The following is a 17,919-nucleotide window of genomic DNA, read 5'->3' on the forward strand; positions in this document are numbered from 1 at the left end:
AACATTATCCCTTTTCAAACGCCTTATCAATAATTTCCAACTGCTCCTTTGCATGCAATTTCGAAAAGCCGGTGGCGGGTGATGCGCTTGCTTTTCGCGTGATGCCGAACAACTCTGTATTCTTCCAGTTCATTTTCAGAAATGCATAAGCGCCCATATTGTAAGGTTCTTCCTGCACCCAGATGAAACGGGCCGGTTTATATTTTGCAGTAATAGCATCTAATTGTTTTTGAGGTAGCGGCGCCAGTTGTTCAATGCGCACAATAGCAATATCATCGCGCTTTTCTTTTTCCTGTCTTTCCAGCAAATCGTAATAAATTTTTCCGGAGCATAGCAATACACGGCGCACTTTGCCTGCATCGGTAATTGTTGCATCGTCTATCAATTCACGAAATCCGCCTTTCGTCATTTCACTCCAGTCACTCACACATTTCGGATGGCGCAGCAAACTCTTCGGACTCATTACAATCAACGGCTTGCGGAATGGCCGGTACAACTGCCGGCGCAACGCATGAAAGAAATTAGCAGGTGTTGAAATATTTACCACCGCCATGTTGTATTCTGCCGATTGCTGCAGAAATCTTTCCAGCCGTGCGCTCGAGTGTTCCGGTCCCTGCCCTTCATAACCATGTGGCAGCAACATCGTGAGCCCGCTCATGCGTTGCCATTTGCTTTCGGAAGCAATAATGAACTGATCAATAATCGTTTGCGCGCCATTGCTGAAATCACCGAATTGTGCTTCCCAGATGGTAAGCGTTTGCGGATTCGCCAATGCATAACCGAATTCAAAACCCAACACTGCAAATTCAGAAAGCAGCGAATTATAGATCATGAATTTTCCCTGCTTTTCATTCAATTCACTTAACCGGTTGTAACCTTTGTTATTTGTTTCATCATAAATTATTGCATGACGATGTGAAAACGTGCCACGGATGGTATCTTGTCCGCTGAGCCGTACATCATGACCTTCGAGCAATAAAGAAGCGTACGCCATCAGCTCTCCCCAGGCCCAGTCAATTTTATGATCCTTGTCAAAAAAATCTTTGCCCCGTTGTAAAATTTGTTCAATCTTTTTCAACGGATCAAATCCTTCCGGAATATGTGTGATCTTTTTTGCAATCAACGAAAGTGTTTCTGCTGTTACAGCAGTTTCAGGTGAAGCATCAAAATCTTCCGGCTTCGATTTGCGCAGTTTTTTCCAGGCCAATTCCGGTTCCTGGTAAGTATACGGCAATGGGTTTTGCTTCACAAAATCCAAACGATCCTGCAGTTGCTTCCAGAAACTCTTGTCCATTTCCTTCGCCATCTCAGCATCAATATCACCACGGTCCATCAGTATTTTTGTATACACTTCCCGCGGATTCTGATGTTTTGAAATAGCCTCATACATTTTTGGTTGCGTGAATTTTGGATCATCACCTTCATTGTGTCCATACCGGCGGTAGCACACCATGTCAACAAAAATATCTTTGTTGAAGCGTTGCCGGTATTCAACGGCCAGCTCTACGGCAAACACCACTGCTTCCGGATCATCGCCATTCACATGCATCACCGGCGCCATTACCGTTGCCGCATAACTGGTGCAATAGTTTGAAGTGCGCGCATCATCGAAGTCGGTAGTGAATCCAATCTGGTTGTTGATCACGAAGTGTACGGATCCGCCCGTAGAATAGCCATTCAGTAACGACATCTGCAAACATTCATACACCACCCCTTGTCCTGCCACTGCGGCATCACCATGAATGATTACCGGCATGATAGAATCATATTCTCCGCCATACAGCGTATCCGCTTTGGCACGCGTAAATCCGCTCACCACCGGATTTACCGCTTCGAGGTGGGATGGATTCGGAGAAAGTTTTAAATAAATTTTCTTTCCCGCGGTGGTGTCGACTTCGGAAGAATAACCGAGATGATATTTCACATCACCGTCGCCCATCGTAGTGTCGGGATTTACATTGCCTTCAAATTCATTAAAAATATTTTCATACGTTTTTCCCATGATGTTGGCCAGCACATTCAGTCTTCCGCGATGTGCCATTCCCATCGTGATTTCATGCACTCCTGAAGCAGCCGCTTTATTGATGATGGCATCCAATGCCGCAATAGTTGTTTCACCACCTTCCAGTGAAAACCGTTTCTGGCCTACATATTTTGTACCCAGAAATTTTTCAAACACCACGGCATCATTCAGTTTCTCCAGGATTCTTTTTTTCTGATCGGGTGAAAAACGCAGGTTGGCATAGCCGCTTTCAAATCTTTCTTTCAGCCACTTGAGTTCATCCGGTTCAACGAGGTAAGTGTATTCGATGCCGATGGAGCGGCAGTAAATTTTCTGCAATTGATCAAGTATCTTTTGCAAGGTGGTTTTACCAAGCCCGATAAATTCTCCGGCAAAATATTCCTGTTGCAGGTCAGCATCAGACAATCCGAAAAAATGAAGTTCAAGGTTGGCGTGGCGGTCTTTCCGTTTGCGGATCGGATTGGTATTGCTGATCAAATGTGCTTTTTCACGGTAGGCATTGATGAGCTGGTACACACCGAACTCACGGGCCATATCTGTGGCGGCACTTGCTGATGGTGACGCGGCAGGAACAGGAATTTCTTTTTGCGCTGAAGAAAGAGTTTCAGCGGCAGTCTTGCTTTCCAACGGTTGCGCTGTCAACACTTCTGCAACAGCAGTATTTCCATTCGAAGAAAAATTGCTTACGGCGAAGTCAAATCCTTCGAAAAATTTTTTCCATTCCACCTCAACAGTGGAGGGATCTTTTTTGAAATCCTCGTAAAGCGATTCAATATATGCCGGCTCGGCATTGGAAATGTAGGAGAAGTTGTTCATAGTTGTAAAAGGGTAGCAAAAGTACCTGTTTCGCCGAAGAATACCTTGCATGACAGATTGAATTTCACAAGGTGATTTTAAAAGTAAAAGATCCTGTGCGGTGGTTTCAAATTACCATTGTTCCCTACAGCTAAATTATCTTTTCAAACTATTTTTCATCAATTGCCGGTTGCTTTAGCAATGCCTGATTCCTTAATGGACAAATTAATCAGTAACTTTCCGAATCATGTGCAGATGGCTGGCATACACCGGAGCTCCGATACTGATGGGTGATCTGATCATCAAGCCCAAAGACAATCTCATCCATCAGAGTTTGCATGCACGGGCACCACGTACTCCCACCAACGGCGATGGCTTTGGCATGGGCTGGTACGACAAGCAACCTTTTCCCGGACTCTTCCGCAGCATTCGTCCTGCCTGGAACGATACCAACCTGCTTGATCTGGCAGCGCACATTGAATCGCCGTTGTTCATGGCGCATGTGCGTGCTACGTCACTCGCCACTATTCAGGAAACCAACTGTCATCCTTTCCGCTATAAGCAATGGTTGTTTTTGCACAATGGTCAGATTGCGGAATTTGGGAAGATCCGGCAGGCTTTGATGGCAATGGTGGGTGAAAAATATTTTGAAAACATTTTAGGCACTACTGATTCGGAGCTGATGTTTCACCTCGCGCTCACTTACGGATTGGAGACAGATACTGTGGGTGCCATTTCAAAAATGGTGCGGGTGGTGGAGTCCACTGCCAAAAAACAGGGCGTGGAAGAAGCCGTGTGGATGACGCTCGGTATTTCCGACGGTAAAACACTCTGGGGATTCCGTTATGGAAGCAATGGGAAAGGACCCACCTTGTACATAAGCCCCAGCGTGGAAGAACTCAAACAGTTGAATCCGGCCATAGAAAGAAAACTCGGCGACTTCGCTTCCTGTCTCGTCTCCGAACCCATTGGCAACTACCAGGAAGAATGGGATCTCCTTCCCGAAAATTCACAGGTAGTCATCAGCAACGGGGAAATTAAATCAAGTGCATTTGAGCATTGATTAAATGATGGCGTTCAATCCGATTGAAAGTCCTTACGGCTTATCGCCCCAACCCTATCTCAAACCATGACATTCATCAGTATTTCACACTACGCTCCGGATTAATTTTGTTGCAGTATTTAAAGTAAAAATCATGACAACAATCCATACTGCTTTTTTGAAAAGCATGGTATTGCTACTTGTTGTCATGCTGTGTGGTTTCAGGTTGAATGCACAAACGATCAGTTCCTTTTCCCCAACGTCAGGTTCTGTGGGCACCACCGTTACCATCACGGGCACAGGATTCAATACCACTACTACCAGCAACATTGTATTCTTCGGCGCAACGATGGCAAGTGTATCGGCTGCAACAGCCACGTCGCTTACGGTAACTGTTCCATACGGTGTCAACTATCAGTATATCACGGTTACAAATCTCAGCACCAACCTCACCGCGTATTCCGCGAAACCGTTTAATGTGACTACACTGTGCAGCACGGCCTCCACGTTTGCGGCGGCGGTAGTAGTACAAGGTGGTTCACAGAATGTCGAAATCTGCGACATGGATCTTGACGGAAAGCCCGACCTGATCATTCCTGATTATTTCAACAATGTACTAGCGGTCACCAGGAACACCAGCACGCCCGGCACCATTTCGTTTGCTGCGAAGGTTACTTTTCCGTGGGCTTCGGGCGGACAACCTAATGAAGTTTCCATCGGTGATTTTGATGGCGACGGCAAACCGGATGTTGCATTGGGAGGCAATGGCGGCGGCACTTTTGTTTCTGTCTATCGCAACACCAGCACGCCCGGCGCAATCTCTTTTGCCACACGGGTTGATTTCACCGCATCATCCGGACAGGGAAACGGAAACAAAGTGATTGACATTGATGGTGATGGTAAACCGGATCTGCTTTCTGTGCATTGGTCCGGCAACTGTCTTTGGGTTTTAAGAAATACAAGTAGCGGTGTTGGAAATATTTCTTTTGCCGCCGGTGTAAGTTTTACCACTACTTCACAACCACATAAAATTGATGTGGGTGATTTGGATGGCGATGGAAAACCTGATGTGGTGATTACGGCTTTCACCAGCAATACGATGTCGGTGTTCAGGAATACCAGTTCGCCCGGAGCGATTTCTTTTGCAACACGTCAGGATTTTGCGCCGGGCACCGTTCCGTATTTCGTGCACATCGGCGACCTTGATGGTGATGGCAAGGCAGATATTGCAGTGGTAAACCGTGATGTTGCCACACTGGCCGTTTATCGCAATACGTCATTGCCCGGAACAATTTCATTCGCCACCAAACAGGATTTCGCTACCATGGCCGGCACCATGACGCACTATGGTGTTGCCTTTGGTGACCTCGACGGAGATGGCAAGCCGGATATCGCGGTTGGAAATTATACACTGAATAAAACCAGTGTATTTAAAAACACAAGTGCGTCAGGCGCTATCTCCTTTGCCACCAGGGTTGACCTATCCGCCGGCATTTCCTACGATTTGGGCATTGATGATTTTGATGGTGACGGGCGTCCTGATATTGCCGTTACCAACAGTGGCAGCACGGTTTCTATTCTCATGAATACGTGCCTCACACTGCCGATTGAACTTTTTTCATTTACGGCAAAGCAGCAATCCAAAGAAGTATTGTTAGCATGGAGCACGGCCTCTGAAGTCAACAACGATTATTTTTCTCTGGAAAGAAGCAGCAATGCCATTGACTTCGAAAGCATCGGTGACGTAAACGGCGCGGGCACTTCAAAAGAGATCCTGAATTATTTCTTCACCGATGAACATCCTGGTGCAGGCATTAATTATTACCGGCTGAAACAAACTGATTATGATGGTCAGCATTCGTATTCAAACATTGAAGCAGTTGATTTCAGAACAGACCCGCTTGCGATCACTGCCTATCCCAATCCGTTCAATAATGAGCTTACGATCCAGGGCACAAAAACCGGTGGGCTGCTGATAGTATATGATGTAATGGGGAAAGAAGTGTATCGTCAGGAAACAATGGAGGGTGCTACCATAATTAATGCGGAGGATTTAAAGGCTGGAATTTATTTGCTCCATTATACGATGGGAAACAAACCGGAGGAGTTGCGCATGGTGAAATTTTAATCGCTTTCAAGCGCTCTTTTATCAGGAGCATCTGACATTTGGATAGAAGAGGCGCATGACACATTATTAAAATAACTGTTCAGGCTATCTTAACGATTAGCAAAATACAAAGACAGATCACCACGGTTTGTTTACTGATCACAGGACTGAATTCACTACCAAAATGTTTAAAAAAGTGACGCTCGCAGCGTCGTAGCGTCGCAAAGGAAAGAAGGGCATTTAACTTTGCGTGTTTTGCTTCTTTGCGGGAAAAACCAAATGGAGGAAATGTAGTGGACAAGATGGAAGCGAAGTCCATGGCTGAGAAGAAATAAAATTAACTTTGGAAATAGTGAAGTCATTCAAATTAAAAAAATGCTTTCTCAGCAAAACGTCCGGGTTGAGTAGCATAACCGGAATTGTTACGTGTTCAAATCTTCCTGCTATTGAAATCCACTGTAGTATTTGAATGCGGAAAAGGTTTATCCGGAACCGGCACATTTAAAAACCGACACAACGGCTCCCAACCCTGCCTGGCATCAAACACCAGTATTTTTTCTTTCGGAATGGAAGCAAGCACATTGCGGTTCCATTCATGAAATGCTGCAATGGTTTTTTCTTTGTTATCAAAACCGGCAGGGAAAAGGGTTTTCATAAATTTACCCGCGAACTTAAATACACGCAGTTGTCCGCGAAGCTTTGGTGAGAAAGGCATTCTCACCATCATGCCGAGGATGCGTCCGAAAGAAGGACGGGTTGCTCTGATGATGGTGTCACCGAAACTTTTATACCAGCTTTCCGGATCACGCGTGGTGTGAATCATTTTTGCGTCAGGATATTTCTGAAGCAACTCCTTGTGATAAATAAAAGCAGGAATGTCTACTGCTGCCTGATAACCGGTAAACAGTGTATCCCAATCCACAGGTTTCCCTGCCCTTGCATCTTCCCAGTAATAAATATCATCAGGTTGCTCCATCAGGTTTTCCATGTGATAGCATTTTGAAAAACCGAGTTCTTCGAGTGCCAGTTTCAGAGAATGTGTTCCGGTGCGCCCAAGGCCGGTACCGATAATTTTTAGTGACATGTTGCGTACGTAGAATGTTTTTACAAGGTAATAATTTAAGATGTGAAATTTATACGTTTTGATTGTTTGATGAGGTTGTTCTCCTGCTTCGCCGCAACCATTTAGCCATTTAACAATGCAACAATTCCCCACCACTTGCACGACCCGATTGTATTGCTAAAATTTGCAGCAAAACAAGATGATTCAATTCACGGCCATCGTATTAAAGTTTGATCAGCAAGGTGAAAAAACCGGTTGGACGTATATTGAAATTCCTGCTGCCAAAGCAGGCAAACTGAAACCCGGTAATAAGAAATCATTCCGTGTAAAAGGCAAGCTGAATGAGTATGCTATTAAGCAGGCGGCATTGCTTCCGATGGGCAACGGTAATTTTATTCTGCCGTTGAATGGAACCATGCGAAAGCAACTCGGTGTGCGCAAAGGTGAAAAGCTGAGGGTGCAATTAGAAGTGGATGAAAAACCTTTGCGTCTTTCACCTGCACTCATGAGTTGTCTTGCGGATGATCCGGATGCCATGAGTTATTTCAAAACCTTGGCTCCTTCTCATCAGCATTACTATTCTAAATGGATTGAAGAAGCAAGGGCAGCACCTACTAAAGAAAAGCGAATTGCGCAGGCCATCAATGCCTTTCTCCGTAAGCAAAGTTTTTCAGAAATGATGCGCGCACTAAAGAAAGAGCGTGATGAACTGCTTTAGTAAAGCCAATGCAGCTTATACATTCATTGCTGTTTTATACGCGGGTTAATTGTATTCAATCTTTTAGCAAGTTGCCCCACTGAATAATCAGGTGCGTGAGTCGGAATTTTCACCGGCTTCGCCGCTACCATTTAGCCATTTAACAATGTAACAATTTGTTCTACTTTACCACCACCGTCTTCACCAGCAACTGATCACTGATGATTACTTTTACCAGATATGTACCTGCCACTATTTTGCTATTGAGCAGTAAATCATATTGTAAACTACCATCAGCCACCATTGTTTTCGTTGATTGCACAACACGTCCCAACAGATCTATCAATTCAATAGTTGCTTCTTCGTTGAGTGCCTGTTGAAGTTTAAGATCAATCACCATATGATTATCTGCAGGATTCGGATAGATGGACATGGAACCTTCAGCGGCAACATCAAGTGGTGTTGCTTCTTTGCAGGCTTTCGTGACCTTGGTAGTGCCGGATGTCTTACTACAGCCTGCTTCATTCGTTACCGTAACTTTATAGTTGCCTTTCGCGGTAGCGGTATAAATTATATTGGTGGCACCATCTACAAGCTTGCTGCCCTTTATCCATTGATAGGAAAGGCCTGTTCCTGAATTTGCCTGCAGATCTACCGAACCTGTTTCGCAAATATTCAGATTGCCAAGTGCTGTAATCTTCGCATTAGGGAAATTGAAACGGTTAATAATCGTGAATGCTGAGGATGCTTCGCACCCCGGAATGGTGCTTACCTTCACGAGGAAACTGCCTGACTTAGTGGTTGAAAAAGTATTGTTGGTTGCACCTTCCTGTGGTGTAACATTCCTGTACCATTGATAGGTTAAAGAAGAACTTAAAGCGGTGGTTAATATCACCTCCACGCCGGTGCAGGCATTAATAGTGCCTGAGGGCTCTACAATGGGTACAGCCATTGGATTCTCATCGGTAACAGTGTCACAATTGTCATCAATGCCATTGCAAAGATCAAATGCGCCGGGATTAATAGCTGCATTGCCATCGTTGCAGTCGCCGGCAGACACAGCAGTTCCGGCAGGTTGCACACAAGCAAGAATGATTTCGCCGGTTCCATATGCATCCTGATCGTTATCAGTATAATAAGTTCCTTGTCCGGTAATGGACGGATCAGCATCATCTGACAATCCATCACAGTTGTCATCCACACCGGCATTACATATTTCAACTGCACCAGGATAAATCGCAGCATTGTTGTTATTACAATCGTCGTTTTCCAAAGCGGTACCTTCTGGTTGAATGCAGGCATGCAATGCCATACCTGACCCAAAGGAATCCAGATCGTTGTCAATATAATAACTGATCTGACCTGTTACAGTAAGGTCTGAATCATCGGCAAGTCCGTTACAGTTGTCGTCGATATTCGCGTTACATTTTTCAATCGCATCAGGATTAATCGCAGCATCAGCATCGTTACAGTCCGTGCTGTTGCTTACAAAACCTGCTGGTGCAATTAAAGCAATCGTATCTGCAGCAACATTTCCAAATCCGTCGCCATCAGTATCTGCATAAAAAGTGTCGTTAGCAGCGGTACCGGAAAGTTTAACAATCCAAAAATCATCGATGCCAAAATTTGGTTGTGTTTTATCACCTCCTTTGCCTGAATAGGAGTGACCACCAATAATAAAACCTCCATCACTGGTCTGAGGAATATCATGCAACCGCTCTTCATTGTTGGCGCCAAAATCAAGATCCCAGAGCTTATTGCCATTCATATCCATTTTCATTACCCAATAATCAACCGATCCTTTTGTGTTCTGCGTTTTATCTTCATTGATGTCTGATTCAGACCATCCTCCCATAATAAATCCGCCATCAGTGGTGGTGTAAATTGATTTTCCTTTTTCATCCTTTGTTCCTCCGTAACGTTTGTCCCATTGTTTTACGCCATTGGCATCCGTTTTAACAATCCAAAAATCAAAACCACCCTTACCAGGTATTGTAACTTCCCCGCTTACATTCGAACGTGTATATCCGCCTAATACAAATCCACCGTCATTTGTCTGATCTAATGCATATAAATATTCATTATCGTTACCACCATATCGGCCGTCCCATTGCTTCACGCCATTTACATCAGTCTTGATAAGCCACATGTCGGTGGAACCTCTGCCCGATTGTGTTACATCAAATCCTGCAGGGGAAATAGTCCATGAACCAATAATATAACCGCCATCTGCCGTTTGCTGAATAGCATTTAACCGGTCGTCTAAAACACCGCCATAAGATGCCTCCCACTGCAGGTTGCCATCACCGTCCGCTTTTACGATCCATACATCATATCCTCCGCGATTGGTTCCTGTCTTCTCGCCTCCGATACCGGAAGTTGATTCTCCCGCAAAGATGAATCCTCCATCGCTTGTTGGTGCCATAGACCTTAATTCATCTTCACCGGGTCCGCCATAACGTTTGTCCCAGAGCTTGTTACCATTTTCATCAATTTTAACAATCCAATAGTCACTGCTGCCGCGGCTTGCCTGTGTCTGATCGCCGTTAATATTCGACATCGACCAGCCACCAAGAATGTAACCGTTATCAGGGGTTTGCAGCAGTGTAAACATTTCTTCTTTGGAGTTTCCGCCAAAACGTTTATCCCATTCTTTGTTGCCTGATGCATCTGTCTTTACGACCCAAAAATCGTTGAGTCCCTGCGTACCTTGAGACTTTTCACCACCTATCGGAGAATCGGAATCACCGCCAAGCAGGTAACCGCCGTCGTTCGTTTGAATGATGGTGTACATCTCATCATGCTTTGCACCACCGAAACTTTTGTCCCATTCTTTCACCGGTACCGACTGACCAAAAGAAATTGAAAAGGAGGAAAGAAAACTTGCACAAAAAAACAGCGTCATTTTACTATAGGATGAAAACGGCAAAGTGGTAATTGCGGCAATCTGCCTTCCAAGAAGTGTATATTGATTGATCATTGAATTATTATTTATTGAAAAAGTTGCTATTGTGTATGGTTAATGGAGGACTATACTAATGTTGATGTGAATGGTTCAGGTCACAGAGAACTTTCCGGATGTCTAATGCTTCATAGCGTTTATTGAAAAGGCGGCAAATATAAAGCATTCTCCAGTTTATTGAAAAGCTGGCCGCACGAAAGACATCGCAATGCAAAGATTTTGTTGGCGTATCCATATTAATATAATTTGGTATTTAAAAAAATGTACTGCTGAATGTCTGAAAGGGGTTGCCCTGAAAAAAGAACTCCTCTCCAATTGCAAATGTTTTATACGGTTTTAAAGCTTTATTTGTTTTATCAGGAAAGTAGGGGAATTAAGTTGTTTAGACTGAATGACCATTCGACTACAAAGATAAATGGTGGAAACACCATTGTTAATACCAAAAACAGCGCAGACGATTTCTAAAGAACACCTGGCTGTAAACATTTAAACCTTACCCGTTTCCGTATATCTTTACCACATGTTTACCTATGCCATTACCCGCACACCTTGTTCTAATTATATCAACGGAATTACTACCGCCAATTTGGGCCAGCCGGATATTCATCTTGCGCTGAAGCAGCATCAGCGGTATGTTAATGCATTGGAAAACTGTGGACTTCAGGTTACTGTACTGGATGCCGATGAATCATTTCCAGATAGTTGTTTTGTGGAAGATACGGCAGTGATGATTGCTGAGGCTGCCATCATCACCCGTCCGGGGGCTCCTTCAAGAAGAGAGGAAGTAAAAACGATGCAATCGGCTTTAGAACATATCAGAAAACTGGAATTCATTCAATCACCCGGCACATTGGAAGGAGGAGACGTGTTGCAGGTGAATCAGCACTTCTATATTGGAATTACTGATAGAACAAATAGCGCTGGTGCTCAACAACTTGGTGAAATACTGGAACGATACGGATATTCATTCCAACTTATTCCGATGAGTTCAGCATTGCATTTAAAAACGGTGGTAAATTATATCGGGAATAATTACCTGCTTGCTTCAGCAGAGATGGCGGTACATGATGCGTTCCGCGATTTCAAAATAATAACAGTGGATGAAAAAGATTTGTACGCTGCCAATTGTCTTTTCATCAATGGTACGTTGATTATGCCTGCAGGATTCAGTAATGTAAACCGTGCCTTGCAACTAGCAGGTTATAATCCGGTGGAACTTGACATGACTGAATTTGAAAAAATGGATGGCGGACTTACTTGTTTGTCGTTACGGTTTCAATAAATATTTTCCTGCAACAACTTTAAATAATTATTCCGGGTGATATTTTTTGCGCCCATGCTGGCAAGGTGATCGGTTTTCACCTGGCAATCAATCAATGAATAATTTTCGCTTTCACAAAGTGCAATCAACGCAGCTTTTGAAGCATTGGGCCGAATCGAGAACATGCTTTCTCCGAAAAATATTTTAGCAATAGAAATTCCATACAATCCACCCACCAGTTCATGCTGTTCCCAGCATTCTATTGAATCAGCATGACCAAGCTCATGCAGCCTGGTGTAGGCCTGAACGAATTCTTTACTGATCCATGTTGCTGATTGTTGCTGTTGGTGAACTTGAGCGCACAATTGAATCACCTTTTCAAATGCCTGATTTTTGGTGGTCTGAAATCTGTTGGAACGTATTACCTGTTTCATGCTTTTGCTGATATGTAATTCTTCAGGAAATAAAACCATCCGTTGGGGCGGGGAGAACCAGAAGATAACGTCCTCATCCATAAACCAGGGAAAAATGCCGCTTCTATATGCAAGCAATAAACGGTGAGGCGAAAGATCACCTCCAATAGCAAGCAAGCCATCTTCCTCTGCCTGATCCGGATCGGGAAACCACAATTTATCGGTGAGTGCAAACATTGTTGTTCAAAAGCGTGATCAAACTTACTGTTTCATTTGATCATTCAATGGTTGGATTGTTAAATGGTTGAATGATTAAATTGTTTCGGCGAAGCTGTACAATAGTTGCAATAAAGAATCTGTTCTCCTGACGCTCTTGCTCAATCCCGGGCATTTCATACACATAAAAATATTTTTTATAAATACTTGCATTTAATAAAAAAGACATGCTATCTTTGTGATATCAATTTAATATCAAACTCAAAAACCATGATCCAGGAAAAAAATTTTACCGCCATCTCAGGATTTCTCATGATTGGCCTCGCAATAGTTTGCGCTATTGCAGTAATTATTTTTATGGTAAATGATATGCCTTACCCGGCAATTCCGTTTGCCATCGCTTTTCCCTTTATTGTAAGAGGAATTTTTATAGTAAACCCCAATGAAGCGAAGGCCCTCACGCTTTTCGGAAAATATTCCGGCACGGTAAAACAGAACGGGTTGATGTGGGCGAATCCGTTTTATGCGCGCCAGCACGTTTCACTTCGTGCCCGTAACCAGAATGGTCAGGCACTGAAAGTGAACGACAAAATCGGAAACCCGATAGAAATTGCAGCCGTGATTGTATGGAATGTAGTAGATACTGCAAAAGCATTGTACGAAGTAAATAGTTTCGAACAGTTTGTTGCCATTCAGAGCGAAGCTGCAGTGCGACATCTGGCAGGCACCTGTCCGTATGACTTTTCAGAAGATGAAACGGCAACTGTTACGCTTCGCGGCGGTGGCGACAAAGTGAATGAGATGCTGGTAAACGAATTGAATGAACGTTTATCGCAGGCGGGAATAATTGTGAGCGAAGCTCGCATCAGCCATTTGGCGTATGCGCCGGAAATTGCCGGCGCGATGTTGCAACGTCAACAAGCTTCAGCGGTGGTTTCCGCCCGCAAGCTGATTGTGGAAGGTGCCGTTGGAATGGTGGAAATGGCGTTGGCAAAACTTTCAGAAAAAGAAATCGTCCATCTTGATGAAGAGCGTAAAGCCGCGATGGTAAGCAACCTGTTGGTAGTACTGTGTGGTGATAAGAATGTAAGTCCGATATTAAATACAGGCACGCTTTACGCTTAGAAAATTGCAGGGAATAGCGTGGAATGAACTCAACAGGAGTTCATTCCATTTATCAGATACTCCATTTCAGATCCACAATTATCTCATGCCTCCTGATAAAAAAGCTTTTGTATTACGTATCAATCCTGACACGCTCAAAGAACTGGAGAAGTGGGCTGCAGATGATTTCCGAAGTGTGAATGGACAAATTGAATATTTGTTGCAGAAGGCATTGACAGACAGCAAACGTTCAAAAAATAAAACGCCTTCTAAAAAATAGGGAACCGGCCCGAGTATGATTTAACCATCAACCCAATGCCGGTTGGTAAACTGATTTACAATGCGTATCGAACATCGATAAACGAACTTTAATTAGAGAACTAAAAAAGTTCGGTAATGGGGACCGCCTTCTTTGTTTTGATTTTAGAAATGGAATTTTTAAAGATAAAAACCCGAATAATTTCGAACACTAATCTCGTTAACTAAATGTCATTGACAATCAGCCAAATTTCCTTCCCTCCCAAACGGTGATTAGATTTCATAAACACAATTATCTGAAATATATTTGCAGTAAGCACTGCTGAATGAATAAATACCTCATCACATTTTACCTGCTCGATCTGGATGAAGAATTCTGGAAGATGATACCGCAGCACCGCGAAATGGTAAATGATTTTTTATTGAGGGAAGTGATTGAAACTTATGGCGTAAATATGGAACGCACCAAAGGCTGGATCACCATGAATGCAAAGGACGAAGATGAAGTGACCCTGATTATTGAATCATTCCCCATCAGTGACTATTATACGTACGATATTGATCAGCTTTTCATCTTCGAAAATGCACTCGGGCTGATGCCAAAGATGGTATTCAACTGATGCGTTTTTCACTTCGTTATAATAATCCGCCTTCCATACTTCTTTCTTCCAAAATGCTGCATATGAACTTTTTATGGATAGCCATGTTTTCAATTGCTGTATTCGTTGCAACTTCCTGCAATCATCCGAATGAAGCAGTGCAGAAAAATAACATGGACTCGCTGGTTGGAAAAGATTCAACAGATCCGCAGATCAATGCCCTCAGTGAAAAAATTAAATCAACTCCGAAAAATCCCGAACTGTATTTTCTTCGCAGCAATATTTTCCTCCAACATGGAAACATTCCGGCTTCTTTCAGCGACATGTCCGCTGCCATTGCGCTGGATTCCGCTAACATAAAATACTATTTCGCGATAGCTGATATTTATCTGAAAGGTGGTTCCGCCGATGGTGCGATTGATGCTTTTAATCACATCATTCGAACTGATCCGGAAAATACGGAAGCACTGATTAAATTAAGTAAGGTGTACTTCTATCAAAAAGATTATAAAAATTCCATGCAACAACTTGCAAGGGTACAAGAACTTGACAAGGACAATTTTGAAACCTGGTTTATCCGCGGGCTTAATTTTAAAGAGACAGGTGATACCAGCAGGGCGATTACTTCTTTTCAGAAATCGGTGCAGATAAAACCTGATTTCTATGACGGCTATATGCAACTTGGTTTAATCACCGGCCATAAAAAAAATTCTCCTGCTGCACAGTATTTCGATAATGCCATTCGCATTGACAGTACAACGGCTGAAGCGTATTATGCCAAGGCCATGTATTACCAGGAACATGGCGAAAATGAAAAAGCAAAGTCAACTTATGAAGCACTGATCACTGTGAATCCTCAATTTGAATCTTCGTACTTTAATCTTGGCTATATCTACATCAAACAGGATTCAATTGATAAAGCATATCGCATGTTTGATTTTGCAATAAAAGTGAAACCCGCTTATGCTGAAGCCTATTACTACCGTGGATTGTGCGCTGAAGAAAAGGGAAATAAGGAACAAGCCATCTCCGATTTTCGTCAGGCGTTAACTTTAAAGCCCGGCTATGAGTTGGCTCAAAAAGAATTGAATACCTTAACGCAATCATCAAAATAAACTGTACGCGAATGCCATTATCTTTAGGCTGTTTTGAAAGAAATAGCCGTAAGCAAACCGGTCGAAACAAAACCTGCCAAAGGCTACTCAATTCATATAAAATTCTGCTACTGATTAATTCGTCAATTACATTATGATCAATATTTCTTTCCCCGATGGAACCATCCGTCAATTCGAAAAAGGAACCAGCGCACTGGGCATCGCTAAATCCATCAGTGAAGGATTGGCGAGAAAAGTACTCGCGGCTAAAGTGAACGGAAAAGTGGTGGATGCTTTTCGTCCTATTGAAGAAGATGCAAGCCTGACGCTGTTAACATGGGACGACCGCGAAGGCAAAGAAACTTTCTGGCATTCATCAGCACACCTGATGGCAGAAGCGCTTGAAGCTTCTTATCCGGGAATAAAATTCGGTTACGGACCACCGGTTGACAATGGATTTTATTACGATGTTGATTTGGGGGGAAGAGAAATCGGTGCTGATGACCTTCTGAAGATTGAGAAAAAAATGGCGGAGCTGGCTGCGAAAAACAGCGAGTATGTACGCACTGAAGTTCCGAAGGAAGAAGCATTGAAGTATTTCACGGAGAAAGGTGACGAGTATAAAATTGAAACCGTTCAGGAGTTGAATGACGGTGAAATCACTTTTTATAAGCAAGGCAATTTTACAGATCTCTGCCGTGGGCCGCACATACCGAACACAGGGTTTATCAAGGCCACCAAACTCATGAATATTGCAGGCGCCTACTGGAAAGGGAATGAAAAAAATAAACAACTGACCAGGATTTACGGTATCACTTTTCCCAAACAAAAGGAATTAGAGGAGTACCTGCAACAAATAGAGGAAGCGAAAAAAAGAGATCACCGTAAGATCGGAAAGGAGATGGAGATCTTTGTTTTTGATGATGATGTAGGTCCGGGATTAGCGCTTTGGCTTCCCAACGGCGGTGCCATCATTGAGCAATTGGAAACACTGGCCAAGAAGACAGAAGAGGAAGCAGGATATTATCGCGTAAAGTCACCTCACATTGCAAAGGAATCCCTATACATCACCAGCGGACACTTGCCTTATTATGCCGATTCCATGTTTCCACCCATGGAATTGGATGGTACCAAGTATTACCTGAGGGCCATGAATTGTCCGCACCATCACAAAATATTTTCAGCTTCGCCGAAGAGTTATAAAGACCTTCCGTTGCGACTGGCGGAGTATGCGACATGCTATCGATATGAGCAATCCGGTGAATTATTCGGACTCATGCGTGTGCGTGCCTTGAACATGAATGATGCGCATATCTATTGCACGGAAGAACAATTTGAACAGGAGTTCCAGGCCGTGAATGAGATGTATCTCAAGTATTTCAAAATTTTTGGAATTGAAAAATACGTGATGCGTTTTTCTACGCATGATCCTGCTAAGCGCGGACAGAAATATCTTGACCTCCCCGAATTGTGGAAGAAGACCGAAGATATGGTGCGCAAGGTTTTAATTGATTCAAAGATTCCCTATATCGAAGTGCCTGATGAAGCGGCTTTCTACGGACCCAAGATTGATGTACAGATCTGGAGTGTGATTGGCAGGGAATTTACGTTGGCTACCAACCAGGTTGACTTTGGTCAGCCATTGCGTTTTGGCTTGACTTTCAAAAATAAAAACAACCAGGATGAAACGCCTTTGGTAATTCACCGTGCCCCATTAGGAACACATGAACGTTTTATCGGTTTCCTGATTGAACATTATGCCGGCAATTTTCCGGTATGGCTGGCACCGAAACAGGTTGCAATTTTACCCATCAGCGACCGTCATATTGACTATGCCAAACGGCTGGAAAGTCTTTTCAGAAAGCAACACATCCGCATGGAACTTGATGAGCGGAGTGAAAAGATCGGCAGAAAAATCAGGGATGCGGAGATGAAAAAGATTCCTTACATGCTGGTAATCGGCGACAAAGAAGAACAGGAAAGCAAGGTTAGCGTTAGAAGGCACGGCGAAGGTGACAAAGGTGAGATGTCTATCGAATCATTTATTGAACAAGTAAAGAGAGAATCAGAAATAGTATAATGAATCACTGCTTTAATGCAGGAACCTTTAAGAGTGAGAGGTGTTCAGCTAAGTATCATTTTTAGATAACCAAAGATTTCATTGCAAACGTGTATAGTAAATCGGAACTTAGTACCTTCGTTGCTTATGAATATTGTATTCATCATTTTTTAACATAAACATTAATCGATTGGCATTAGACAGAAGAAAACCCAGAGAACTCGAA

Annotated in this window: 13 protein-coding genes; 9 read left to right on the forward strand and 4 right to left on the reverse strand. The window is 43.3% G+C overall.

Annotated features, from left to right (window positions below):
* Positions 1 to 4: 4 nt before the first annotated feature.
* Positions 5 to 2,839, reverse strand: coding sequence for a 2-oxoglutarate dehydrogenase E1 component (locus IPO83_08220; protein ID MBK9731257.1), 2,835 nt, complete (start codon positions 2,837 to 2,839; stop codon positions 5 to 7).
* A 226-nt stretch (positions 2,840 to 3,065) separates the two neighbouring features.
* On the opposite strand from IPO83_08220, the gene IPO83_08225 reads away from it, so the two are divergent.
* The gene (locus IPO83_08225; protein MBK9731258.1) at positions 3,066 to 3,881 is read left to right on the forward strand and encodes a class II glutamine amidotransferase; all 816 of its coding nucleotides are present in this window, start codon (positions 3,066 to 3,068) and stop codon (positions 3,879 to 3,881) included.
* 133 nt (positions 3,882 to 4,014) lie between these two features.
* Entirely contained in the window at positions 4,015 to 5,988 is a 1,974-nt protein-coding gene (locus IPO83_08230) for a T9SS type A sorting domain-containing protein (GenBank protein ID MBK9731259.1), read from the forward strand.
* A 409-nt stretch (positions 5,989 to 6,397) separates the two neighbouring features.
* On the opposite strand, the gene IPO83_08235 is transcribed toward IPO83_08230, so the two are convergent.
* On the reverse strand, positions 6,398 to 7,051 hold the full coding sequence (locus tag IPO83_08235) for a sulfotransferase family protein (GenBank protein ID MBK9731260.1): 654 nt from the start codon (positions 7,049 to 7,051) through the stop codon (positions 6,398 to 6,400).
* A 178-nt stretch (positions 7,052 to 7,229) separates the two neighbouring features.
* Between IPO83_08235 and IPO83_08240 the strand changes: the two genes are divergently transcribed.
* Entirely contained in the window at positions 7,230 to 7,748 is a 519-nt protein-coding gene (locus tag IPO83_08240; GenBank protein ID MBK9731261.1) for a DUF1905 domain-containing protein, read from the forward strand.
* A 160-nt stretch (positions 7,749 to 7,908) separates the two neighbouring features.
* On the opposite strand, the gene IPO83_08245 is transcribed toward IPO83_08240, so the two are convergent.
* Positions 7,909 to 10,707 (reverse strand): T9SS type A sorting domain-containing protein, encoded by a 2,799-nt coding sequence (locus IPO83_08245; protein ID MBK9731262.1) that lies wholly within the window; start codon positions 10,705 to 10,707, stop codon positions 7,909 to 7,911.
* Positions 10,708 to 11,209: 502 nt separating this feature from the next.
* Here IPO83_08245 and IPO83_08250 point away from each other — a divergent pair.
* Entirely contained in the window at positions 11,210 to 11,971 is a 762-nt protein-coding gene (locus IPO83_08250) for a hypothetical protein (protein ID MBK9731263.1), read from the forward strand.
* On the opposite strand, the gene IPO83_08255 is transcribed toward IPO83_08250, so the two are convergent.
* Positions 11,965 to 12,600, reverse strand: a complete 636-nt coding sequence (locus IPO83_08255; GenBank protein MBK9731264.1) for a leucyl/phenylalanyl-tRNA--protein transferase — start codon at positions 12,598 to 12,600, stop codon at positions 11,965 to 11,967. The genes IPO83_08250 and IPO83_08255 overlap by 7 nt on opposite strands.
* Positions 12,601 to 12,849: 249 nt before the next feature.
* Between IPO83_08255 and IPO83_08260 the strand changes: the two genes are divergently transcribed.
* From IPO83_08260 to thrS, 5 genes are all read left to right on the forward strand, one after another.
* The gene (locus tag IPO83_08260) at positions 12,850 to 13,704 is read left to right on the forward strand and encodes an SPFH domain-containing protein (GenBank protein MBK9731265.1); all 855 of its coding nucleotides are present in this window, start codon (positions 12,850 to 12,852) and stop codon (positions 13,702 to 13,704) included.
* A gap of 85 nt (positions 13,705 to 13,789) precedes the next feature.
* A complete protein-coding gene (locus tag IPO83_08265; GenBank protein MBK9731266.1) occupies positions 13,790 to 13,963 on the forward strand; it encodes an Arc family DNA binding domain-containing protein in 174 nt (57 codons plus the stop codon).
* Between the two features lie 304 nt (positions 13,964 to 14,267).
* Complete coding sequence (locus IPO83_08270) at positions 14,268 to 14,561, forward strand: hypothetical protein (protein MBK9731267.1); 294 nt, start codon at positions 14,268 to 14,270, stop codon at positions 14,559 to 14,561.
* A complete protein-coding gene (locus IPO83_08275; GenBank protein MBK9731268.1) occupies positions 14,561 to 15,655 on the forward strand; it encodes a tetratricopeptide repeat protein in 1,095 nt (364 codons plus the stop codon). The genes IPO83_08270 and IPO83_08275 overlap by 1 nt, the downstream gene beginning before the upstream one ends.
* A gap of 133 nt (positions 15,656 to 15,788) precedes the next feature.
* On the forward strand, positions 15,789 to 17,714 hold the full coding sequence (gene thrS, locus IPO83_08280; protein MBK9731269.1) for a threonine--tRNA ligase: 1,926 nt from the start codon (positions 15,789 to 15,791) through the stop codon (positions 17,712 to 17,714).
* The last annotated feature ends 205 nt before the right edge of the window (positions 17,715 to 17,919 follow it).

The sequence above is a fragment of the Chitinophagaceae bacterium genome (assembly GCA_016717285.1).
GTDB lineage: Bacteria > Bacteroidota > Bacteroidia > Chitinophagales > UBA10324 > JACCZZ01.